Genomic DNA, 24227 nt, shown 5'->3' on the forward strand with positions numbered 1-24227 from the left:
TGCTACCTGCTTTTTCATGATCGGGTTAATGTGCATGATGTTGATGGAAAAAGAAAGCAGGCAGCTTATCGTAATTATAGAAATACTTTTTCTGTATTCGGTTGAGTCAGTTCAACCGCTTGAACCTGTTGTCCACGCGATAGGTTCTGAACATGCTGCAATCGATGGAGCAGTTCATTTTGTATAAACAGGATACAAGTCTGTAATTTAGACGAGCTTTTTAGCCGTGAAGGATAGACTGCCCATACATCGGCATCTTGCCAGTACTCAGGCAAAATATGCTGTAACTGACCACTAATCAGCTCATCAGCAACATCCCAAATTGAACGTAAGATAATGCCATGACCTTCAACTGCCAATTGATGAATAATTTCACCATTATTGGAAATAAAGCGAGGAGTAACATGTACGGACATATCTTCCGAAGCATGTCGTAATTTCCATAACACCGAGGATTGATCACGCTCACTGATGGTTAAGCAATCATGATTGCGCAAATCATCTAAGCTTTTAGGCATACCATTTTTGACTAAATAGCTTGGTGCAGCACAAAAAATTCGGAAGTTTGAAACCATTTTTTTGGCAATCATATTGGGTGCAATTTCATTACCAATCCGAATATCTAGATCAATACTGTGTTGAATTAAATCTTTCGTATTATCAATCGTATCAAACTGAATTTCTAATTTTGGATACATGGTCATTAGCTTCGATAGGATCGGTGCGACGTGTTTGCGTCCAAAACCAAAGCTACTGACAATATCCAGATGTCCAGTAGGGGTACTCAATGGGTTATTGACTAACTCACTGATTTCATCGAACTCATTCAAAATATGAACAACTCTCTCCAAAATCAGTTTGCCATCTTCAGTCAAACTGACATGACGGGTACTGCGATGAAACAATTTACAGTTTAAATTGTTTTCTAAAATATTGATGCGCTTACTAATAAATGCAGGTGAAACACCCAGTTCTTCCGCAGATGCAACAAAACTTTTGCGTTTCGTTACTGTGCAAAAAACCTTTAAATCCGATAGGTTAGGTAGATTGTTCACGATCCGTGTCCATTGGGGTGATAGTTTTATTATTGATCATTTTTGCTGAAAATAGCATGTTTACTTCTAAGGATATTAACCAAAGGTGTAAGGGAGCGTTATGGCAAAAAAGTATAAAGTTGCGACGATTGCAGGCGATGGAATCGGGTTAGAAGTTCTACCAGAAGGGATTAAGGTTGTAAAGGCTGCTGCAGACAAATATGGCATAGCGCTACAGTTCGATGCATTTGAGTGGGCAAGTTGTGATTATTATCTTGAACACGGCAAAATGATGCCAGACAACTGGTTTGAAATTTTACAGCAATACGATGCAATTTTCTTTGGTGCTGTGGGCTGGCCAGAAAAAGTACCAGATCATATTTCTCTTTGGGGGTCTTTGCTACAGTTCCGTCGTCGTTTTGACCAATATGTGAATTTACGTCCAGTACGTTTAATGCCTGGGGTGAAATGCCCACTTGCAGGTAAAAAACCAGGAGATATTGATTTCTACGTGGTCCGTGAAAATAGCGAAGGTGAATACTCTGCGATTGGTGGTAAGGCTTTTGAAGGTACTGAGCGTGAGTTTGTTTTACAAGAAGCTGTGTTTACCCGTCATGGTGTAGATCGCATTTTGAAATATGCTTTTGAGTTTGCCAATCAACGCGATGCTAAAAAAGTTACCGCTGCAACCAAATCAAATGGTATTGCAGTCAGTATGCCGTACTGGGATGAACGTGTTGATGCGATGGCAAAACAGTATCCGCAAATCAAGGCAGACAAACAGCATGTCGATATTTTGGCCGCTCGTTTTGTATTACAGCCTGAACGTTTTGATGTGGTGGTTGCTTCAAACTTATTTGGTGATATTTTGTCGGATTTGGGACCTGCATGTACAGGAACGATTGGTTTAGCCGCTTCTGCAAACTTAAATCCAGAACGTAATTTCCCATCGTTATTTGAACCTGTACATGGTTCTGCACCCGATATTTATGGTCAAAAAATTGCCAATCCAATTGCTGCAATCTGGTCTGGTGCAATGATGTTGGATTTCTTGGCAGATGGCGACGAACAGGTGGTTCAAGCAGGCCAAGAGATTATGCAGGCGATTGAACATGTATTGTTACATGGCCCGAAAACACCAGATGTGGGTGGAACAGCCAAAACGTGCGAAGTTGGAGATGCGATTGCAGCATTTGTAACACATCAAAAAATGAACTTATTCGCGATGGAGTAATCGCCCTTAGGGAATAAACAATCAGGATCCAAGATGGATTGAATGGATATGGATAATCAAAATACAAAACTTTATACAGATAAGACACTTGCAATAACCAGTCTTGCCGTAGTGTTTATTTCGGTGGCTGGTTTGGCAATTTACTCAACTGAATCTATACAGCTTGCTGCTCAATGGATGAAGTGGACAACATCTGTTTTTACCACACCAGTGCTGTTATTTACATTTTTGTCAATTATTTTTACCTTTGCTTTGGCGTTTAGTAAATATGGAAAAATCAAGTTAGGTGAAGGTAAGCCGCAATACACTACCATGTCATGGATTTTCATGTTCATTTTATCGGGTATTGGTTCTTCGACCTTATATTGGGGCTTCTTAGACTGGGCTTATTATTATCAAACACCGGGTTTAAATTTAACCCCTGAATCAGCGGAAGCATTGAAATATAGCGTTGCTTACTCATTCTTTCATTCGGGATTGAGTGCTTGGTCGATCTATGCGCTAGCTTCAATTTCACTGTGTTATAGCTACCATGTCAGAAAGAATAAAGGCTTGAGTTTGGCTTCAATGATTGAAGCGGTCACTGGCTTTAAGGCAACCGGACCTGTTGGGCGTCTTGTCGATCTGATGTTCTTGTTGTGTATGTTCGGTGCTTTAACGATTTCTTTGGTGCTGACTGCGGTGACCTTTACCAATATTTTGTCGCAGTTGACAGGTATTCCCAATACTTTTATGACCAAAGTGGTGATTATTTTTGCAGTATCGATTTTATTCGCCCTAAGTTCTTATGTGGGAATGGATAAGGGCATGCAACGTCTCAGCCATATGGTGTGTTTAGGTGTGGTGTTGTTTGCGATTTATGTGCTGTGCTTTGGGCCGACCCAATTCATTATGAATAACTCGCTGATGAGCTTTGGCTTAATGGCAACCAATTTTGTCGATATGAGTTTATTTACCGACCCAATGGGCGATGGAAAGTTCACCCGTGAATGGACCGTATTTTATTGGTTATGGTGGATTTCTTATGCACCGGGTGTGGCGTTATTTGTAACGCGTGTTTCAAAGGGACGTACCATCAAAGAAGTGATTCTTGCCATGGTCATCGGCGGTAGCGTTGGTTTATGGTTCATCTTTGGGGTGTTTGAAAACTACAGTGTCTATAACTTTATTCACGGTATGGTCAATGTGCCACAAGTTTTAAGCCAACAAGGCGGTGAAGTTGCGATTAGCCAACTGCTTGGTTTATTGCCTGCTGGCAAACTGATGATGTGGATCTTCCTTGGAATTATGGTGATTTTTCTTGCAGCACATATGGATGCTGTGGGTTATGCGGTGTCAGCAACGTGTACCCGCGGTTTACGTGAGGGGCAAGACCCATCACCAAATGCGCGGTTGTTCTGGTGTGTGATGCTAACCCTTGTTCCGATTGCGATGATTTTCTCTAAAGCGCCTTTGGACACCATGAAAACTGCGACCATTGTGACTGCCTTGCCATTCATTGTGATTATTTTGATACAGACCTATGGCTTGGTGAAATGGTTGATTGAGGATTATTCAAAGGTTCCATCCCATCTGATTGAGCAAATGAGTTTTAGCGAGTTGGAATCTTTAGATCAAACAGATGCAAATAAACATATGCACATTGATGTTGCAATTGAACCCACTGCGGATAAAACCAGTCAAAAGGAATTGTCATGACACAACAACCGAGCATGCGCTATAGATTGAGTGAAGAAATGCAAAGTCTGGTGTACTGGAGCAGCATTTATTCGCCTGCGGATGATGATATCGATTCTATTCGGGCTGCGTATGATGCGATGTGCTTACATTACACCTTACCGCGTGATGGTACGGTCAATATTGAAGATAAAACTGTGCCGCAGCTCAATCATCCAGTGAATGTTCGGTTGTATTCACCACTGGGTGAAGCACCAGCAACAGGTTGGCCATGTATTTTATATCTTCATGGTGGTGGTTGGATGGTGGGGAATCTTGATTCACATGAGTTTATCACTCGCTATTTATGTCGTGATTTAAATGTTGCTGTGTTGAGTGTGGATTATCGCTTAACACCAGAACATCATTTTCCAGCTGCATATGAAGACTGTGAAACAGTATATCACTGGCTCTATCAACATGGTCTGCAATGGAAGATAAACCCAAATAAAATTGTTTTGATGGGGGACAGTGCGGGCGGTAATTTAGCGGCTGCACTTGCAGTGCAATTACAACATACAGGGGCTCAAGCCTGTGGTCTTGCAATGGTTTATCCATGTTTGAGTAGTCGTTTTGATACGGCATCCTGTCAGCAGAAAGCGGATGCACCGTTACTGTCAGTAACAGATATGCATGATTACTTGAAAGCCTATGCGCCAAATGCAAGCGATTGGCAGGACTTACGTTTATCACCACTGTTGGCACAGGATTTTTCCGATATGCCCCGTAGTTTTATTGCCGTCGCTGAGTATGACCCTCTCAGTGATGATGGGCGTATTTTTGCTGACAAGTTAAAACAGGCCAATATTGCAACCGAATTTTATCTCGGTAAAGGATTACTACATGGCAGTTTGCGTTTAGTACGTGACTGTCCTGTGGTGCAAGATTTATATCAGCGCATGCTGAGTTCGTTAAAGCCAATGTTTAATTGATTTGAACATCAGCCAATTTTAATCAAAAGGTCGTTAGGACAAAAAAGAGTTTAATGGAGTAAAAGACATGAATGCAGTTGAAAAATTACCAGAAGATTTCTGTTCAAACCCGGACGTAGCTTGGACCTTTCCAAAAGTCTTCTATACATCTTCTCAGGTTTTTGAGCGTGAAAAAGAAGCAATTTTTGCAAAAAGCTGGATTTGCGTTGCACACGGCAGTGAGGTGGCGCAAGCCAATGACTATATTACTCGTAAGGTGATTGGTGAAAACATTATCGTGATTCGAGGTAAAGATAGTGTATTACGGGCTTTTTATAATGTCTGTCCACATCGTGGTCATGAATTGTTAAGCGGAAGTGGTAAAGCGAAGAACGTAATTACCTGTCCTTATCATGCATGGACATTCAAGCTAGACGGGAGTTTGGCGTTGGCACGTAACTGTGATCATGTTGAATCATTTGATAAACAAAACTCAACGATGGTACCGGTAAAAGTTGAAGAATACGCAGGTTTTATTTTTATTAACATGGATGAAAATGCCACTTGTGTTGAAGATCAATTGCCTGAATTTGCCCAAAAACTTAATGAAACTTGTGCTGTCATCAAAGATTTAAAACTTGCAGCACGCTTTGTGACAGAGACACCTGCAAATTGGAAAGTGATTGTAGATAACTATATGGAGTGTTATCACTGTGGACCTGCACATCCAGGCTTTGCAGATTCTGTTCAAGTGGATAAATATTGGCATACCACACATCAAAACTGGACTTTGCAGTACGGTTATGCACGCTCTTCGGAAAAATCGTTCAAGCTTGATCCATCTGTGAAAGATCCAACCTTTAGTGGCTTTTGGACATGGCCTTGCACCATGTTTAATGTACCACCAGGCGGTAACTTCATGACTGTGATCTATGAATTTCCTGTAGATGCTGAAACGACATTACAACATTATGATATTTACTTTACCAATGAAGAACTGACTCAAGACCAAAAAGATTTGATTGAATGGTATCGTAATGTCTTCCGCCCAGAAGATTTAAATCTGGTTGAAAGTGTGCAACGTGGCTTAAAGTCACGTGGTTATCGCGGTCAAGGGCGAATCATGACGGATAAGCAACGTTCGGGGATTAGTGAACACGGTATTGCTTATTTCCAAAACCTCGTTGCGCAATATCACAAGTAATCATTTAAAGGAGCCTCTCAAAACATCACTGAGGCGAACAGCTCAATCATGTGATTTTTAGAGAAGCTCTCAAGTTAAAGGTACGGCAAATGAAGCCGTACCTTGCTTTCAAACCATAGGATCATGACATGTCAAGTTTGCAAGGTAGTCCGCTATTTCAACAACGCGGATGGGTAGATGGTCAATGGATCAATGCACAATCCAATGCCACTGTACCCGTCACCAACCCAGCAACAGGTGAAGAGATTGGGCGTATTCCCAATATGGGGGCAGCAGAAGCAAGCCTCGCGGTTGATGCTGCATATCAAGCCTTAGCAACGTGGAAAGCCTTAACTGCACAAAAACGCGCAGATTTATTATTGGCTTGGTATCAGTTGGTATTGGCACATGCTGACGAACTGGCTCGTATCATGACCATTGAACAGGGCAAGCCTTTGGCTGAAGCCTTAGGTGAAGTGAAATATGCTGCTTCATTTATTCAATGGTTCGCAGAAGAGGGCAAGCGAGTTTATGGTGATGTGATTCCTACCACCAATAATCAACAGCGTTTTATCATTACCAAGGAACCTGTAGGTGTGGTTGCAGCGATCACGCCTTGGAATTTCCCAATCGCTATGATTACCCGTAAAGCTGCGCCAGCTTTAGCTGCGGGTTGTACGATTGTGATTAAACCTGCCAATGAAACGCCTTATTGCGCCTTGGCCATTGCCAAACTTGCAGAAATGGCAGGGATTCCTGCTGGGGTGATCAATGTTGTAACAGGTCAGTCACAAGAAATCGGTGCGGTATTTACCAGTCATGAAAAAGTCAAAAAACTAACTTTTACTGGTTCAACGCCTGTTGGTCGTTTATTGATGCAGCAATGTTCAGACACGATTAAAAAACTTGCGCTCGAACTCGGTGGAAATGCGCCATTGATTATTTTTGATGATGCAGATTTAGATAAAGCAGTACAAGGTGCAATTTTTGCCAAATTCCGTAATGCAGGGCAAACCTGTGTTTGTGCCAACCGTATTTATGTACATGACAAGGTTTATCAGGCATTTACTGAGAAATTTGTGCAAGAAGTTGAAAAATTTAAGATTGGCAATGGTCTTGAAGAAAATGTACAGATAGGGCCTTTAATCAATGAAAAAGCCGTCCTTAAAGCACAACAGTTAATCGATGATGCACGTAAAAAAGGTGCACAAGTGGCTTGTGGTGGTAAACAGCATGCACTTGGACAGACCTTTTTTGAACCAACCGTGCTTACTGATGTGGATCAAAGCATGGAAATTGTCAAAGAAGAAATCTTTGGGCCAGTGGCACCACTGATTCGATTTAGTGATGAAGCAGATGTGGTTGCCCAAGCCAATGACACCATCTTTGGTTTGGCAGCTTATGTGTATAGTGAAAGCATTTCACGAATCTGGCGTGTCGCAGAACAACTTGAATATGGCATGGTGGGGATGAACTCAACTGCAATTTCAAATGAAGTGGTCCCGTTTGGCGGTGTGAAGCAATCAGGGGTAGGCCGTGAAGGTTCTAAGTATGGCTTAGAAGAATTCATGACCATTAAATATATGTGTTTAGGGCTATAGGATAAAGGCGTGTTGGACATTCATTGATGATCATCCAACACGCTGCCCTCCAATGAGAAAGCGCTTGAATAAGTACTTAAAAAAGCAACATGTGGTAAAGAGGATTTAGACATGGCAAGTCATTATGAAATGTTTGCATCAGTGGTCACAGGGGTAGAGCAACTTACACCATTGATCAAACGGTTTACATTTAAACGTCAGGATGGACAAAATTTTCCTCAGTTTAATGGGGGCAGTCATATCATTGTTAAAATGAATGATCAGCTTTCCAATGCCTATTCACTGATGAGCTGTGCTCAGGATCTTAGCACTTACCAAGTATGCGTACGCAAAGATGTAGAAGGTAAAGGTGGCTCGGTCTATATGCATGAGCAATGCAATGAAGGCTATGAAATTCTGATTTCAGAACCTAAAAATTTATTTCCGCTGGCTGAAAATGGCGCAAAACATATTTTAATTGCGGGTGGGATTGGGATTACGCCTTTTGTGCCGCAAATGGATGAGTTGGCTGCACGAGGAGCAGATTACGAATTGCATTATGCCTATCGTTCGCCAGAGCATGCTGCACTGCTGCAAGAGCTCAAACAAAAACATGCTGAACATATTTTTAGTTATGTCGATTCAGATGGGAAATGCCTTGACCTCGATCAATTAATTTCCGCACAGCCAAAGGGCACACACGTTTATGTCTGTGGGCCAAAGCCAATGATTGATGCGGTGATTGATCGTTGTAATTTTCATCGTTATCGAGATGAATATATTCATTGGGAACAATTTGCTTCAACCGTACCTGAAGATGGTGAAGCGTTTACTGTGGTTTTGGCGAAATCCAATCAGCAAGTCGAAGTTCAAGGCAACCAGACTATTTTACAGGCGATTGAAGCATTGAATATCGATGTTGAGTGTTTGTGTCGTGAAGGGGTGTGTGGTACCTGTGAAACTGCAATTCTAGATGGTGAAGCAGAGCACTTTGATCAGTATTTGAGTGATGATGAAAAGGCATCACAGCAATCGATGATGATCTGTGTATCTCGTGCTAAAGGCAAAAGATTGGTATTAGATTTATAAATAATCCTTGGCGTAAACCGAAGTGATTTATGTTGATATATTGCAGCTTTACTTTAACCTGAATTGACGGTTTCTAAATTAACGCCGAATGAATTTCATTCGGCGTTAATGACTGATTATGAGTATGATTTAACAACTACATTTGAGCATCTGCGCAAAAAACCAAATATTGCTAAGTGCAAAGCATAGCCACTAAAAAGCCCAAACAAATTTTAATACACTCGTATGGCCTTCAGGGCGATTCTCAATATGTGTTTCTTTTAAATACTTTGCTTCAATTGACCAGTTTTTATCTTGATATTGTATTGCAGGACCAATTGCCAAAACTTGTCCACGCATCGCAATATTTTCACCCTGTTGCTTATCTGACTTGGTTTGCTTAAAAGCGTAGCCTTCAACAGCCACTTTAACCTGATCAGTAAGTTTATATCCAAGACTATAATCACCAGCAAAATATTCCCCAGATTTGTATTGGGTATCATCATTTTCAGTGTTAAAGCTATAAGAAATTTTAGTTGAAATATCTAAACCATTTTTTGGCGCATAGCTGTAAGCAAAAATCGGTCGAACAGTATTATAGTTTTTGCCAATATTGGCGACCAAAGGCTGTTGTGCTGTGGCCTTATCATATTGACCTGTGGCGAGTACTGTTTCTATCGCAGCAATCCAGTGGTGATCTCCTTGATGCCAACCTAACATTGACCCCAACATTAAATCACCTAAGGCAGTGTTATGGTCTGACATCCCCGCTGCAGATAATCTGAGATCAACCATAGGCTGTATGGCATATAAACCCAGTTGACCACCGAGATAGTTTTGTTCTGTCATCCAAACCAAACGGGGGATAAAGGCATTTACATCTAAATGAAAATTCGCTGGGCCATTATCAAAACTTCCGGCATGGTAATTTTGATAATAGCTTAATAGATACACGCCAGCAGGTGGTAGTGCGCCCGCCATCATACCTTCGGCACCGAGGGCAAATGAGTCAGCCCCATTTTCTGTGGCACAGGCAATGCTACTGGTTAAACCGAGCATTAGTGGAATTGAAAGTTTGAACATCAATTGTTTCATAGAAAATCCTTTTCAATGATATTTTTATTGCAGGTAGCTGTAGTTAAACGGATTAAGCATCACTACATTGTTGACTAAGCGGCTACTCGACGACGATCAACCTCTGTAGAGGGGCCTTGATCAGCGTCTTGGACCAATTGGAAATTAAATTTGATGTGTTTAAAGGCTTTATTTAAATTGTATTGTTTAATTTTTGCGAGATCCGTTACATCCAGCGCAGTAGCAATCAGTCCATCACGAGTAGCAAAGGCAAAGTCATCCCAAAGGTATTTGTCACCTTCAATATTAAATTGAGTGGTCAGTTTGCGATAACCCGGCGCAGAGACAAAGTAGTGAACATGAGAAGGACGGTTACCATGTCGACCCAACAAATTGAGTAAAGCTTGTGTTGTACCTTCAGGTGGACAGCCATAACCGACAGGCATGGTGGTTTGAGCAATATATTGACCTTGTGTATCGGTGAAAATACTGCGGCGTAAATTAAATGCAGACTGAGATTTATCAAAGAATGAATAGTTGCCTAAACTGTTGGCGTGCCAGATTTCTACTTTTGCATTGGGAATAATCTGTCCAGCAGTGTCAGTGACAATGCCTTCAATGATTAAGGCATCGACGTGCGCAGATTCAGAGCCATCATCCATACGAGCAAAGCCAACGGACTCAGGCGCACCTGCAACATAAAGCGGTCCTTCAATTGTTCGTGGTGTTCCACCTGTAATACCGGCTTTAGTATCTGCTTCATCTGCACGTAAATCTAAGTAATGTTCTAGCCCTAGACCTGCTGCCAAAAGTCCCAGTTCATTGGCTTGACCTGCATCTGTCAAATATTCTAAGCCTTTCCAAAGCTCGGTTTGAGACATATCTAAGTCTTCAATGGCTTGGAATAAATCACCAAGTAAACGAACAACGATTTGCTGAACACGCAGATTGACTTCACCTGTTGCTGTCGCGACATTCATTTGCTGAACGAGGCTATCGATTTGTTGTCTATTCATCATCATCTTCCTTTGATTGATATGAGTATTTGGCATGAGTATCTTGAGAGCGATCTGGAATCGGTGCAGATCACTCACGCTGGTGTTGCTATATTGGATAATTTAAGGGTTCAACCACTCAACTTTAGATGTGTCTAAAAAGTGCCGAACGTGATTGCCCATTTGCACCATCTGCCGCACTTAAAAAGCGTTCAGTATGGATGTCTTTTTCAAATAAACGGCTTTGCATCAAGGTGGAGATGGCGGCATCAATCATCGGTGGCGGGCCACATAAATATGCCTTGTGCCCACTGCATTTATTTTCAAAATAATTGGCAACCGCTTCATGTACATAACCTGTAAACCCTGTCCATTGGTCTTCTGGCTTAGGCGCATTTAAGGCAGGGATGTATCTGAAATTTGGATATTCTTTGACAAGCTGTTCGAATTTTTCACGGTTATATAATTCAGCAACATCCCGTGCACCTTGGAACAAATAAATGATACGGGTGTCAGCTTGTTCTAAAAGATCCAGAATCATCGATTGAGGGCTTGAAAGACCTGAACCACCTGCAATGAAAATGACATTTTGCTGATCAGACTTACGCACAAAAAATTGTCCATAAGGTCCTGAAAGCGCCATTTCTTCACCAACACTCAGTTCATCATGCACATAGCGTGTTGCAGCACCCCCTTGCACTTTACGAATATGTAATTCGATCAGATTTGCTTCGCTCGGTGTATTGGCGATTGAAAATGCCCGGGTTCCTTCAATATTAGGGAGTTGGATATTGATGTATTGGCCTGCTTGAAACTGCATTGGTCGATCAAGTTGAAGTCGGACACCTTTAATCGTTGGCGATAAATCCGTTATTTCAATAACCTTAGCTTGGTAGTCTTGGACTAAATAGCCTAAGAAATCCTCGTCTTCATCCACGTCCGCTTCGATGACCATGTCAGATTCGGGCTTGCAACAACAAGCCAACACTTTATTTTCTTCACGTTCAATGTCCATAAGTGCAAAAGGCGAGGCTTCACCTACATCATAAAAACCGTCTGTGACTTGAACTTTACATGTACCACAAGTGCCATGTCCGCAAGCAAAGGGCAACCAAACACCTTGACGCAATGCTGCATCTAAAATGGTTTGATCCTCTTCAACTTGAATGATGGTTCCTGCTGGTTCAATCGTGACTTGATAGCTCATCTGTGTTCTCCTTAAACATGTGTGCCTTGATAACCCGCTAAATCAGGTGTTACAAAGCGCAGGAGAGATTTATGATCAAAACCCAAATCTTCTAGGGACTTAGAAAAATCAGGATGTAAAAGATTGCGGTTTAAACGGAATTTGACTTTAGACCAATCAATATTTTTAAAATCAGGATGTTGCTCAAAACCTGCTTGAATTTGCCCATCAATCAAGGCTTGTAAACTTTGTTTTGGTGAAACCACAAAAGCATGTGCCGAACAAAATAGGGTGTGATGATCCCAACCAATAAACAACAGCATGTTTTCGCCGTAATTTTGTTGTAGGTCTAGTGGTTCAAATTGATATTTTTCAACAATCGCTTGTACAGTCATGGTGTATTTCCTTAAACTTTTGAGTAAATCCTTGAACCGATGCTGTCGAGTTAGACAACATCGATTGCTTATTTTTTAATTTTTGGACAATGGTTTAAGCTGCGTTGCCTTTCCACTTTTTCCAGCGCTGTTGGTCAGGAGAACCTTCAATATCGAGATTGTCTGCACCGACATTAAAGTTGTAATAATCCCTTAAAATACTTTCTAAATCTGGACCGCCACAGTTGCCCTGCAAAATTTGATGTACAGGCAGCCAAGCCTGAATATATTTCTCAGGTTCGCGTTCAAAAATGTCATGACAACCATCAGAGCAAGTGTGGTAACGCTCATCTTTGTAAATTGAATCGCGATAGCTAAATAGCGTTGGGTCACCATCCATTTCAGTAAAGGTCATTGGAATTTGGCACACTTGGCACAATTGAGGTAAACCCGCGCTATAGAAGCGTTTTCCTTCAGCTTCCATTTTTCGAGCAAGTTCCCAACGTGGACGATAGTATTTATCAAAAGTGTCGGGGTATTTTTCTGAGAGCCAATCCATTTCCTCATCTGTTGGGATCCACGTATGGAAGCCTGCTGCATGACCGAAGTTATAGAAAATCCACCATGCTTGATGCGAAACATGTTCTTTCTCTTTGCTAATCACTTCACTATATTTCGGCATACGAATCCCGTAGCGACTTAAGTCTTTAAATAAAGCGCCACCCGCTTCTTCAAAATAAGTTTCCCAAGCTTCTTTCCATGACATGACTTTATTTGGCAGCATGTAATCCATCATCATACCGACAATGGACAGCAGGCGAGTTCCTCGCCAGAACCATTTATCAATCCATTCTTGTACGATTGGCACATTATCTTCGTGCTGTTCCAGTAAGAATTTTACGATTTCCAGTCCTAACGTCATGTGGCGTGCTTCGTCTGATTGTGCACTAAAGCCAAATGTTACGGTCGCCATATCACCGTTGTAAGCTGCTCCCGACATGAATGGAACGAACAATAAGTTAGTGAGGACATATTCAAAGGCAAAGCTGATTGCCAATAAAAACTCAAAAGGTCCCGCTGAACGTGCATCTTCAAAGAATGATTTAGGTACAGACAAGTACCAGACACGGTCATGCATATGCGCCCAGTCTTGGAAGCCATCAAAGAACTTGTTGTAATGGCTCATGGCATGAATCTGGGTTTGTACATGACGTAATTCATCAATCGATTGCATTTGCGAGGCGATACGTGCACCGATGCCACTGAACTGACGCCCAACATGGGCATAGCCTTGGTACGCTTGATACTCAAGCGGGGTTACCGCGGTTAAAAACAGTTTAATCGCGTTGACATAACGTTCATTTGAAACATTCATTTGTCCATTGTTTTGTGCAAAAGCATCAAAAATGGCATATAGCTTCTTTTCTTTTTCTGCTTGGTATTTCCAATAGTTATCCATGGTTAAACGGAAAGGATCTTCCCATTTCGACCAGTCGGTAATTTTGATGCCTTCAAACTCTTCATACGGAAAGGCATCTTTACGATCTGCATAGGAAAAGTCCCAATCTAGATCACGGGTGAGTATCCGATATCGTTCTTTGGCATTGAGTTTTTTATTGTTTACTTTGGCTTGGCTATTCATTTTGATCATCCTTTAACTTACATGCAGCTGCCTGCTATTTATGCTTTAAATCTAGGGGAAGTGCAGCTTAGTTCCACTTCAAGGTAAAGCTGTCATCATCTTCATCAACATTGCCACCCAAGGTAATCATGTTGAGTTGTAGTTCTTGGATATCCCAGTTTTGCCCAAGTTTTTCTGATACTGTTTCTGCACGTACCACCAGTTCGCCAGTGCTTTCTACCCGAATCATGGCGGGAAGATATTGAATTGTTGCTTCAGGATTGTCCTGTTCAATCGCTTCAATGATGTAGCGTGAGGTGTCATTGTCTTGCAATGCTAAATAAACTTTAGAGGTCATGATGGCAAATCCTTATGCTGCTAAATCGAGTAAAATGTTGCCGGCTTTTTTGCTACGTTCAGAGATCTTATTTAGACCGGAATCAATCCCAGAATCTGTGAGTGCGGTTTGTGCCCAAGCACTAAAGGCTTGTTTAACTTGGGGTAGTAATTCCGTGATCCATGATTGAATCAGGGTTTTATTGTCTTCAGATTCTAAAATCGCAGTTTTTAAAACACTGTCTGACCACTTCGCTAAATCAGTTAAACAGTCCTTCATAAATTCAGTAAGAATGGCAATATCACGCCCACCATTTTCAACCAGCCACTCATCCAGCTGTCCAAAAACCAGCTCTTGTAACATGCTGTCAATCAACAGATTTTGCAGAATATAAAGTTTGAACCAGTCTTGTTCGGTTAGACTTTGTTCACAAAGTTTACGTAAGGGTTGCCAAGTTTCATTATTTAGCCAAGCGTGTTTGGCTTGCAGTAAGGATTCACCTGTATTGCCATCGAGGATTAAGCCAATACGTGAAATATATTGCGCCATACCGAGGCGATCCATTGCTGCAAAAATACATGCCTGGGTGATGACTGTGCCATAACCATAGGCACTGCCTGACATCATATATAAGTTGGCCGTTTGTTCGACATAGCGAAAAGGTAGTAAACACTGGATGATTTTTTGTTTTACTTCATCACTGAGATTATTGACCAACTGACGTTTTTCAAAAAAAGCATAATGACTTTCAGCTGTATCTTGCAGACGTGCACGATGTTGTACATAAGCGCCGTAATAAAACTGGCGAGGGTCTTTAAATGCATACCAATCTTGCATTTGCAAAGCCGTATGGGTTTTATCATTTAAGGTTTTGTCTGGCTTCCATAATGGGCGATAGTGAAAGTTTGTTGAAGCTTGAATATCAAAGCTGACTTCTTGATAGCGTGTTGCGGGCTTGGCTCCAAATCGGCGTTCGATATACGCATAAGTCTGACGAATCGGTTCCAAATTGGATGTTTTAATTTCTAAAGTCATTAGCTTCTCCTTGTAGAATTAAGCCTGATCTTCTTGATCAGAATGTTGGCGAACATGATTTAAAACAGTCGGTTCAATGCCATAACGCCATTTATCTTCCTGCGCATCGTTCCAAGCTTGTTGTTCTGCGGTCATTTCAATGACGTGATTAATTTCACAAAAATGCTGGAAAGCCTGTTGGGGGAGAATTAGTTCCACAAAAAGCGTCGGGTCTTGAATGGCAAAATCGAACTCTACAAATTTGGCATTCCGCTCACCTGTAATACGGATATATTTAACCAATGCGGTAGGTTGTTTAGCGTCAATCATGTGCTTATCCTTTTATCAACATCAAAAAGATTTCGATGTAGAGCTTCATGCTCATGTGCTAGGTTTGCTCTAGATATTTCAAAAGTCGTGCCAATATTAAAATTTAATTAAAATTCAAATGCTTAATATTTATTGATGATAATTTTATGAACAATGGCAGCATTATTTTCATCAAATAATGAACATAAAGAGATGCTGATTTCATCAAAAGATGAAACAGTGATTTTGATGGGTAAGGTCGAGTTAATGCTTATAAAAAACCAATAAATACTTGATATCGATTAAAATTAAAACAATATACCTTAAAGGTATGAAAATATAAGAATAGGTAGTGAAGCTTTTGGATCAAAATTAGGTAATATCAAGATCGTATTTACAACGACATATAGCCAAGGATGGATATATCATGCCCTCAGCCAAAGATGTGAAGGTATATAAAAAAATACTGGAACAGAACAAAGATATTCAAGATTTACTTGATAAAATCGTTTTTGATGCTCAACACGGACAAATCTGGTTTGATGAAAATCGGATGTTGTTGATGCATACCAGTATTCTGGGCTTTTTAAGAAAAGATCTTTATCAGATGTTGGGGCTTGAACGCACCAAACGCTTTTTTATTCGTTGTGGTTATCAAGCTGGCATGCGCGATGCAGAAGTAACCTCAAAACTACGACCAAATTTAAATGAAGCAGAAGCTTTTATGGCTGGACCGCAAATGCATGGCATCCGTGGCATGGTGCAGGTTGAAGTCAATGAACTGCATTTGAGCCATGATTTAAAACAATTTTATGCTGATTTTAATTGGCTTAATTCATTTGAAGCAGAAGTGCATTTAAGTGAATTTGGTGCTTCGGATCAACCTGCTTGCTGGATGTTATTAGGCTATGCCTGTGGCTATAGCAGCTTTGTCATGGGGCAGACCATTATCTATCAGGAAACACATTGCGTTGCTCAAGGTGATGAACATTGTCGAATCATTGGAAAGCCGTTGAGTGAATGGGAAAATGCCGATGAGTTGATTCGCTTTATGTCACCCGATGCTGTCTCGGACGAAATCATTGCCTTACAGGCGGAACTCAATCAATTAAAGAAAAATATTTATACCGATGCTGAAAGTGATTACACCATGTTTAATGCGGTAGGCGAGTCGGTTGCCTATCGCAAAGTCTGTGATCTACTTAAAAAAGCAGCAGGGAGTAAAGTCGCAGTTTTATTACAGGGTGAAACAGGCGTTGGCAAAGAAGCATTTGCACGTGGTATTCATAATGGCAGTCAGCGCCAAGCGCAGCCATTTGTGGCAGTGAATTGTGCCTGTATTCCTCCAGATCTGATTGAGTCAGAACTGTTTGGAGTGGAAAAAGGCGCATTTACTGGTGCGGTGCAATCCCGAATGGGAAAATTTGAACGTGCCGATGGCGGAACAATTTTTCTAGATGAAGTGGTCGAGCTTTCACCACGTGCGCAAGCTGCGTTATTACGTATGCTGCAAGAAGGTGAATTTGAACGGGTAGGAGATAGTCGCACCCGCCAAGTCGATGTCAGACTGGTTGCTGCGACCAACGAGGATTTAGAGCAAGCCGTTAAAGATGGTAAATTCCGTGCAGATTTATATTATCGCTTAAATATTTTTCCTGTGATTATTCCGCCTTTACGTCAGCGAAGAGAAGATATTCCCTTGCTGATTAATCATTTTTTAGCACGCTTTGAAAATATGTATAGCAAAACCCTAAAAGGGCTCAGTGATAAAGCGAAAAATTTTATGATGAAATATGATTGGCCTGGCAATATTCGTGAGCTGGAAAACTTGTTGGAAAGAGCCACATTACTGACCGATCATCAACAGGAAATTAAATTGGAAAGTTTGTTTCCACAACATAAAGATTTAGAAGCAGTGGGTGAAACTGCACAATCGGCGATCAATGTAGAGGATTTATTTAGCGAGAATTTCTCTTTAGATCAACTTGAACAAAATATTATTCGTAGTGCAATGGATAAAAGCCAGCAGAATGTATCAGAAGCTGCACGTATGCTTGGAATTAGTCGGGCAACATTGGATTACCGTTTAAAGAAAATTACGCTAGGCTAAAATCGAATTTGCTCCCAATAACTATAGACCAATAGCCATAGAAATATGCTTAGATTGGTTTTTGATCAGCATTTGGCCACTATGTGATCTGTCTATAATTGTCAATTTAAAATAGATTAGCTGAATGTTTGTTTAAATGAAGTCGATTTTATACTTGGATGTTGATCTCATATTTTATTTAAATCGTCGGGCTTAAATAAAATACTAAAACAACTTCCCCCTAAAGCTTGTGACTTGGAATATTCAATGCGACCTTCATGCGCGATCATAATTGCATTGACAACAGATAGACCTAAACCACTACCACCATTCTTTTTGCCTCTGGATTCTTCAAGTCGATAAAATGCATCAAAAATAAAGGGAATATGCTGATCTGCGATACCGGGTCCTTGATCTTCAATGGTTAAAACCAATCCTTCTGATTTTTTTTGGGTGCTAATCCGTAAAATCCCTGCCTGTGCATAACGAATTTCATTTTCAAATAATGCAATTAAGATCTGTTCAAGCCGTTGTCGGTCAAAAAAGCAGGCTTGATCCGATAAATTGGTTTCAATGATTAATTTTGCTTGATCAAAACGGTCTTGAAGTAAGTTCACAGATTGTGTAATGACGTCAGATAGACAAACTGATTCTAGGTTAAGTCGAAGTTGTTGATTATCCGCCAGACTTAGGGTTCTTAGATCTTCGATTAAAAATGACAACTGCTCAACTTGATTGAGCAAATTTTTTAATAAGGCCTTATCTGGGGTAAATATATCGTCAAGCACGCCTTGTAAGCGACCTTGTAAGATAGTCACAGGAGTTCTTAATTCATGTGCAATTGCGGCATTCCAAATAGATGCATTGTTGACTGAGATTTCCAGTTTTTCCGCCATACGATTAAAATCATTGATCATCTTTGTGATTTCAGCGACAGAAGAGGGATTGTCCAATTGCGCTCTTACAGAAAGATTACCCAAACTAATTTCTCTTGCTGCAATGGCTAAAGAATTTAGCGGGGCGATAAAGCGTTGCGCTAATTTTAATCCTAAATAAACAGAGGTTAATGAACCGCATAAAGTCACCAGTAAAATCCAGATCAGATCAATCAAATTAAATGACCAATCTTCAGAATTTAACTGTTCTAGCGAGACCAATTTAAACTCGATGGCAACAAAATAAGTCAAATAGCCAAAAATCAAGGAAAAACATGTGGTCAATAAGCTCACTTTGGCCATGGTGATAATCAGCTGGCGGCTAATTCCAATGTTATGTTTCATCATTTTGCCTTAAACGATAGCCAACACCACGGACATTGATCAATAAGTCGGTTTGATGATGATCTTCCAGTTTTTTACGTAATTTACTGATATGACTGTCTACAGTACGCTCTAAGGCATCACCATCAGGCAAGCAATGGTTCATTAATTCTGATCGGGTAAAAACTTTGTAGGGTGCTTGCGACATCAACGCAAGGATTTTAAATTCCGTTAAGGTAAGGTTTAACAGTGCTTTCGAATGTTCGTTGATAATGTATACACAAAGTGTTTCTGTATTAATTTCAATTGATTTAAAGCTAATGATTTGGGCTTTCGTCTGAGATGACATCGCACTTCTTCTCAATACTGCTTCAACTCTGGCAATAATTTCATTTGGATTGAATGGTTTTACCACAAAGTCATCTGCGCCGATTCTAAGTGCTGTGACTTTATCCACTTCTTGATCTAATGCGGTCAGCATAATCACAGGGGTTTGTTTGGATTGACGAATATGATTTAAAACTTCCCAACCATTTAAGATTGGCAATTTCACGTCAAGAATCACCAGATCAATCTGCTGCTGCGCATGTATTTCGATGGCTTGCTGTCCATTAAGCGCTCTAAGCACATTAAAGCCGTTTTTTTTCAGATAATGCTCCACAATATCACCGATATCATAATCATCTTCAACGACTAAAATTTGTTTACTGGCTGGATCAGACGCAAAAGAAATATTGCCCATTGCTGGATACTTTAAAATGGATATAGAACCATCATAATTTATTTTTAGTGGCTATATCCACACAATCTCCACACTTTAGTGACGCTAAGTACACAAATATTGCCAATAATCGTCATATCTAGAACTCTGGGTGCAGATGATGCCTAAGCCTTATTTTTTTATTATTTTATTGTTTTTTTTAAGTGGGAGTGCGTTAACTGGATGTAATCGCTCAGGAAATACTGAAGCAGAACAAGCACAGCAGGTAGCGCCAGCCAAAGTCAGTATTTATACCGTTCAACAGCAAAATATTCATTTGATTGAAAATTTACCTGCACGTGTACAAGCCTTTCGAATTTCAGAAATTCGCCCACAAGTTGGTGGAATTATTGAAAAGGTGTTGTTTACCCAAGGCAGTGAAGTTAAGGCTGGACAACCCTTATTTAAAATCAATTCGGAAATTCTTCAAGCAGATGTCAATAGTAATCAGGCTTTATTGGCAAAAGCACAGGCCGAAGTGGTGCGTCTAAAAACGCAACAAGAGCGATATCGACAACTGCTTCCTTCCAACGCAATTAGTAAACAGGAATTTAATAATACGGAAGCTGCTTATCAACAGGCTTTGGCCGAAGTTGCTCAAACCAAGGCGGCATTGGCACGACAAAATTTAAACTTACGCTATGCGACTGTACGCGCCCCGATTTCAGGTCAAATTGGTAAGTTGCTGGTAACCGAAGGTGCATTGGTCAGCAGCAGCGATACCAATCCAATGGCTTTGGTGCATCAGTTAGATAAAGTCTATGTTGATGTTAAACAATCAATCTCTGAATATGAGCAATTGCAAGATCGTTTGAGTGATGGTTCGTTGTTACAACGTGGCGGTGCTGAGGTCAGCATATCCAATAGTCAGGGTAAATTATATCCAGTGACTGGAAAGATTTTATTCTCAGATACCAGCGTAGATCCTAATACGGGTGATGTCACCATCCGTGTTGAAGTAAATAACCCTCAACGGAAATTATTGCCAGGGATGTATGTCAGAGTTGGTTTAAACAGAGCATCACAACCCAATGCCTTACTTGTCCCAGAACAAGCCGTGCAAAGAGATATTTCAGGTCAAGCACAACTGATGATTGTAAAAGTAAATCAGACTGCAGAAACACGTCCAGTAAGTTTAGGACAGTTATACAAAGGTTTCTATGTGGTGAATAGTGGAATTAAAGCAGGTGAAAAAGTCATTGTTGAGGGACATGATCGAATTCAACAGCCAGAACAGCCTTTAAAAATAACCCAGTGGAAGTCGCAATACACAACCGATGTTGGGACTTTACAAACGCAAAATAAGGGCAGTGATCAAAGCACGGCAGGTCAGTCTTCTCCGAATACAGGAGAAAAATTATGATATCGCAGTTCTTTATTAAACGGCCAATCTTTGCTTGGGTGATTGCACTTTTTATTATTCTGTTTGGTGTCTTAAGTATTCCAAAGTTGCCGATTTCACGTTTTCCTTCAGTTGCACCACCTTCGATTAGCATCTATGCAACTTATCCGGGAGCAACACCAGAAACCTTGAATGATAGTGTTGTCACCTTGATTGAGAGAGAGTTATCGGGAGTAAAGAATTTACTTTATTACAGCGCCACCTCTGATGCCAGTGGTCAAGCGAGTATCACTGCCACATTTAAACCGGGGACTGATCCAGAGTTGGCTCAGGTGGATGTGCAAAATAAATTAAAGTCTATCGAACCGAGATTGCCACAATCTGTTAGACAGCAAGGCCTAATTGTTGAAGCGGCATCCTCTGGATTTCTGATGATGGTCGGAATCAACTCACCAAATGATCAATTTAAAGAAATTGATTTAAGTGATTATTTGGTTCGAAATGTGGTTGAAGAATTAAAACGAGTTGAAGGAGTCGGTCGTATCCAATCCTTTGGATCTGAAAAAGCCATGCGTATTTGGATAGATCCAAACAAACTGGTGTCTTATCAGTTGTCGATTAAAGATGTCACAAATGCCATTCAAGCACAAAATACGCCGATATCTCCGGGAAGTGTCGGGAGTTTGCCTGCGGTCCAAGGACAGATGATTACACTGCCATTAACGGCTGAAGGGCAGTTAAGTACAGTTGCAGAATTTCAAAATATTACTTTGCGTGCCAACCAGAGTGGCGCACAAGTCACACTTAAAGATGTTGCACGGGTGGAGCTTGGGGCGCAAACCTATAGTTTTTCTATTTTAGAAAATGGAAAGCCAGCAACCGCTTTGGCGATTCAAATGAGCCCAGGTGGTAATGCAGTCAAGACCTCTGAAGCGGTCAAAGCAAAAGTTGAGGAGCTGAGCAAGGTTTTACCAAAGGGAATGCAATATTCAATTCCTTATGATACTGCACCGTTTGTTAAGATTTCGATTGAAAAAGTAATCATGACTTTGCTAGAAGCAATGGTGTTGGTTTTCCTTGTTATGTATTTATTTTTACATAACATTCGTTACACCTTGATTCCTTCAATTGTTGCACCGATTGCACTTTTAGGTACATTTGCGGTGATGCTGATCAGTGGTTTCTCGGTCAATGTTTTAACCATGTTTGGTATGGTTTTAGCTATCGGTATTATTGTCGATGATGCGATTGTGGTGATTGAAAATGTGGAACGCATCATGGCAACGGAAGGCTTATCTCCTGTTGATGCTACCTCTAAAGCAATGCAAGAAATAACCAGTCCAATCATCGGGATAACCTTGGTACTGGTGGCGGTATTTTTACCGATGGCCTTTGCCAGTGGTTCGGTCGGGATTATCTATAGACAATTTACAGTGACGATGGCGGTATCCATTGCTTTCTCAGCATTTTTAGCACTGACTTTAACCCCTGCACTTTGTGCAACCTTGTTAAAACCGATTGAAGTAAATCATCAGAAAAAGGGCTTCTTTGCGTGGTTTGATCGCTTTTTTGACCGCGTCAATAAAAAGTATGAAGCAATTTTAGTGAAATTGTTGAAACACATTTTTACTGTGATGATTGTATTTTTTGTCCTGACAGGTTTCTTATTATTTGCATTTAAATCGATCCCAACCGCTTTTTTACCTGAAGAAGACCAAGGCTCATTTATTACCTCATTTCAATTGCCTGCAGATGCCAGTCAAGAGCGTACATTGACCATTGTAAAATCGTTTGAGGAACATTTAAAAAGCAGAGAAAGTATTAAAGAAAATGTCTCTGTACTCGGGTTTGGCTTTAGTGGTTCTGGCAATAACACTGCCATAGCCTTTACAAATTTAAAAGATTTCAAATACAGAAATACCTCCGCTGCAGATGAGGTTAACGCTGTAAATGCGGCCATGGCAGAAAGTGCAGAAGGTACGATTATGTCTGTTTTACCGCCTGCAATTGAAGAAATGGGAACAACTTCGGGCTTTACTTTACGTTTACAAGATCGCGGTAACCTTGGAATGCAAGCTTTGAATGAGGCACAAGCGCAGTTGATCAGTCTTGCAGCAACCAGTAAAAAACTGGCTTATGTTTATCCAGAGGGTTTACCACCAGGTAGTAATGTCGATTTAAAAATTGATCGCAATAAGGCAGAAGCTTTAGGTGTGAATTTTGCTGATGTGACAGATACCATTTCATCTTCAATGGGCTCAATGTATGTCAATGATTTTCCAAATCAAGGACGAATGCAGCAAGTGATTGTTCAAGTTGATGCCGATTCACGGATGAAAGTCACTGATATTTTAAATTTGAATGTGGTTAACAAGACTGGAGCACTGGTTAAACTGTCTGAGATTGTAACACCTGTGTGGACACAGTCTCCGCAGCAATACAATCGCTATAATGGACGACCATCATTGAGTATTGCAGGGGCAGGCGCAGAAGGGATTTCTTCAGGGGAAGTGATGAAGGAAATGGAGCGACTGATTGAGCAATTACCACAAGGCATTGGTTATGAGTGGACCGGGCAATCCTTGGAGGAAAAACAGTCAGAAGCGCAAACCAATTTCTTATTGGCATTGTCAATGTTAGTGGTCTTCCTAGTCCTTGCTGCACTCTATGAAAGCTGGTCGATTCCACTGTCGGTGATGCTGGTTGTACCTTTAGGTATGATTGGTGCAGTGGTTGCAGTATGGATTCGAGGGATTCCCAATGATATTTTCTTTAAAGTGGGTTTAATTACCATCATTGGATTATCTGCAAAAAATGCCATTTTGATTGTTGAATTTGCCAAAATGCTCAAAGAAGAGGGAATGACTTTGATCGAAGCCACTGTCGCAGCTGCTAAACTTCGTTTAAGACCGATCTTGATGACATCCTTGGCTTTTACCGCTGGCGTGATTCCATTGGTGATTGCTACAGGTGCAAGTTCTGAAACTCAGCATGCGATTGGTACAGGGGTTTTTGGTGGTATGGTCAGTGCGACGATACTTGCAATCTTTTTTGTCCCAGTATTTTTTGTGTTTATTCTCAGCGCAGTTGAGAAATTACGTGGTAAAGCTTTATCTGTAGGAAAACTGCCTTAAGCGCTCT

The 24227-nt window shown here is 40.8% G+C and carries 20 protein-coding genes; 9 read left to right on the forward strand and 11 right to left on the reverse strand.

What is annotated here, in order from left to right; genetic code table 11:
* Window positions 1–74 precede the first annotated feature (74 nt).
* Window positions 75–1055 carry a LysR family transcriptional regulator gene (locus AC4CUY_RS07205; RefSeq protein ID WP_419361258.1) on the reverse strand — a complete coding sequence of 327 codons (981 nt, stop codon included), beginning with the start codon at window positions 1053–1055 and terminating at the stop codon, window positions 75–77.
* A 100-nt stretch (window positions 1056–1155) separates the two neighbouring features.
* Here AC4CUY_RS07205 and AC4CUY_RS07210 point away from each other — a divergent pair, with 100 nt between their 5' ends.
* From AC4CUY_RS07210 to cntB, 6 genes are all read left to right on the forward strand, one after another.
* Complete coding sequence (locus AC4CUY_RS07210; RefSeq protein ID WP_490773883.1) at window positions 1156–2268, forward strand: tartrate dehydrogenase; 1113 nt, start codon at window positions 1156–1158, stop codon at window positions 2266–2268.
* A 42-nt stretch (window positions 2269–2310) separates the two neighbouring features.
* Window positions 2311–3966 (forward strand): BCCT family transporter, encoded by a 1656-nt coding sequence (locus AC4CUY_RS07215; RefSeq protein WP_419361253.1) that lies wholly within the window; start codon window positions 2311–2313, stop codon window positions 3964–3966.
* Window positions 3963–4916 carry an alpha/beta hydrolase gene (locus AC4CUY_RS07220; protein WP_419361250.1) on the forward strand — a complete coding sequence of 318 codons (954 nt, stop codon included), beginning with the start codon at window positions 3963–3965 and terminating at the stop codon, window positions 4914–4916. Before AC4CUY_RS07215 ends, AC4CUY_RS07220 begins: the two co-directional genes overlap by 4 nt.
* A gap of 67 nt (window positions 4917–4983) precedes the next feature.
* Complete coding sequence (gene cntA / locus AC4CUY_RS07225; protein ID WP_336954777.1) at window positions 4984–6099, forward strand: carnitine monooxygenase subunit alpha; 1116 nt, start codon at window positions 4984–4986, stop codon at window positions 6097–6099.
* A gap of 128 nt (window positions 6100–6227) precedes the next feature.
* Window positions 6228–7679, forward strand: a complete 1452-nt coding sequence (locus AC4CUY_RS07230; RefSeq protein WP_419361247.1) for an NAD-dependent succinate-semialdehyde dehydrogenase — start codon at window positions 6228–6230, stop codon at window positions 7677–7679.
* A gap of 111 nt (window positions 7680–7790) precedes the next feature.
* Window positions 7791–8747, forward strand: coding sequence for a carnitine monooxygenase, reductase subunit CntB (cntB, locus tag AC4CUY_RS07235; protein ID WP_105712964.1), 957 nt, complete (start codon window positions 7791–7793; stop codon window positions 8745–8747).
* 192 nt (window positions 8748–8939) lie between these two features.
* Here cntB and AC4CUY_RS07240 read toward each other — a convergent pair whose 3' ends face one another.
* The 8 genes from AC4CUY_RS07240 to AC4CUY_RS07275 all read right to left on the reverse strand — a co-directional run bounded on the left by AC4CUY_RS07240 (window position 8940) and on the right by AC4CUY_RS07275 (window position 15657).
* Window positions 8940–9821, reverse strand: a complete 882-nt coding sequence (locus AC4CUY_RS07240) for a SphA family protein (protein ID WP_490773884.1) — start codon at window positions 9819–9821, stop codon at window positions 8940–8942.
* Between the two features lie 74 nt (window positions 9822–9895).
* Window positions 9896–10816, reverse strand: coding sequence for a catechol 1,2-dioxygenase (catA, locus tag AC4CUY_RS07245; RefSeq protein WP_490773885.1), 921 nt, complete (start codon window positions 10814–10816; stop codon window positions 9896–9898).
* Between the two features lie 124 nt (window positions 10817–10940).
* Window positions 10941–12002: an NADH:ubiquinone reductase (Na(+)-transporting) subunit F gene (locus tag AC4CUY_RS07250; protein WP_490773886.1), complete on the reverse strand. Its 1062-nt coding sequence runs from the start codon at window positions 12000–12002 to the stop codon at window positions 10941–10943.
* An 11-nt stretch (window positions 12003–12013) separates the two neighbouring features.
* Window positions 12014–12376, reverse strand: a complete 363-nt coding sequence (locus AC4CUY_RS07255) for a phenol hydroxylase subunit P4 (protein WP_483770029.1) — start codon at window positions 12374–12376, stop codon at window positions 12014–12016.
* A gap of 94 nt (window positions 12377–12470) precedes the next feature.
* Window positions 12471–13997, reverse strand: coding sequence for an aromatic/alkene/methane monooxygenase hydroxylase/oxygenase subunit alpha (locus tag AC4CUY_RS07260; RefSeq protein ID WP_004820631.1), 1527 nt, complete (start codon window positions 13995–13997; stop codon window positions 12471–12473).
* 67 nt (window positions 13998–14064) lie between these two features.
* On the reverse strand, window positions 14065–14334 hold the full coding sequence (locus AC4CUY_RS07265; RefSeq protein WP_004721361.1) for an MmoB/DmpM family protein: 270 nt from the start codon (window positions 14332–14334) through the stop codon (window positions 14065–14067).
* Window positions 14335–14346: 12 nt separating this feature from the next.
* The gene (locus AC4CUY_RS07270; RefSeq protein WP_490773887.1) at window positions 14347–15348 is read right to left on the reverse strand and encodes an aromatic/alkene monooxygenase hydroxylase subunit beta; all 1002 of its coding nucleotides are present in this window, start codon (window positions 15346–15348) and stop codon (window positions 14347–14349) included.
* 18 nt (window positions 15349–15366) lie between these two features.
* Window positions 15367–15657 (reverse strand): phenol hydroxylase subunit, encoded by a 291-nt coding sequence (locus tag AC4CUY_RS07275; protein ID WP_336954770.1) that lies wholly within the window; start codon window positions 15655–15657, stop codon window positions 15367–15369.
* 406 nt (window positions 15658–16063) lie between these two features.
* Between AC4CUY_RS07275 and mobR the strand changes: the two genes are divergently transcribed.
* Window positions 16064–17746: a phenol degradation transcriptional regulator MobR gene (gene mobR, locus AC4CUY_RS07280; RefSeq protein WP_490773888.1), complete on the forward strand. Its 1683-nt coding sequence runs from the start codon at window positions 16064–16066 to the stop codon at window positions 17744–17746.
* Between the two features lie 167 nt (window positions 17747–17913).
* On the opposite strand, the gene adeS is transcribed toward mobR, so the two are convergent.
* Window positions 17914–19005, reverse strand: a complete 1092-nt coding sequence (adeS, locus tag AC4CUY_RS07285) for a two-component sensor histidine kinase AdeS (RefSeq protein ID WP_336954768.1) — start codon at window positions 19003–19005, stop codon at window positions 17914–17916.
* The gene (gene adeR / locus AC4CUY_RS07290; RefSeq protein WP_419328268.1) at window positions 18995–19726 is read right to left on the reverse strand and encodes an efflux system response regulator transcription factor AdeR; all 732 of its coding nucleotides are present in this window, start codon (window positions 19724–19726) and stop codon (window positions 18995–18997) included. The genes adeS and adeR overlap by 11 nt, the downstream gene beginning before the upstream one ends.
* A 136-nt stretch (window positions 19727–19862) precedes the next feature.
* On the opposite strand from adeR, the gene AC4CUY_RS07295 reads away from it, so the two are divergent.
* Window positions 19863–21107, forward strand: coding sequence for an efflux RND transporter periplasmic adaptor subunit (locus tag AC4CUY_RS07295; RefSeq protein ID WP_490773889.1), 1245 nt, complete (start codon window positions 19863–19865; stop codon window positions 21105–21107).
* On the forward strand, window positions 21104–24220 hold the full coding sequence (locus tag AC4CUY_RS07300; RefSeq protein ID WP_490773890.1) for a multidrug efflux RND transporter permease subunit: 3117 nt from the start codon (window positions 21104–21106) through the stop codon (window positions 24218–24220). Before AC4CUY_RS07295 ends, AC4CUY_RS07300 begins: the two co-directional genes overlap by 4 nt.
* The last annotated feature ends 7 nt before the right edge of the window (window positions 24221–24227 follow it).

Source organism: Acinetobacter sp. 778_lipA (genome assembly GCF_058242985.1).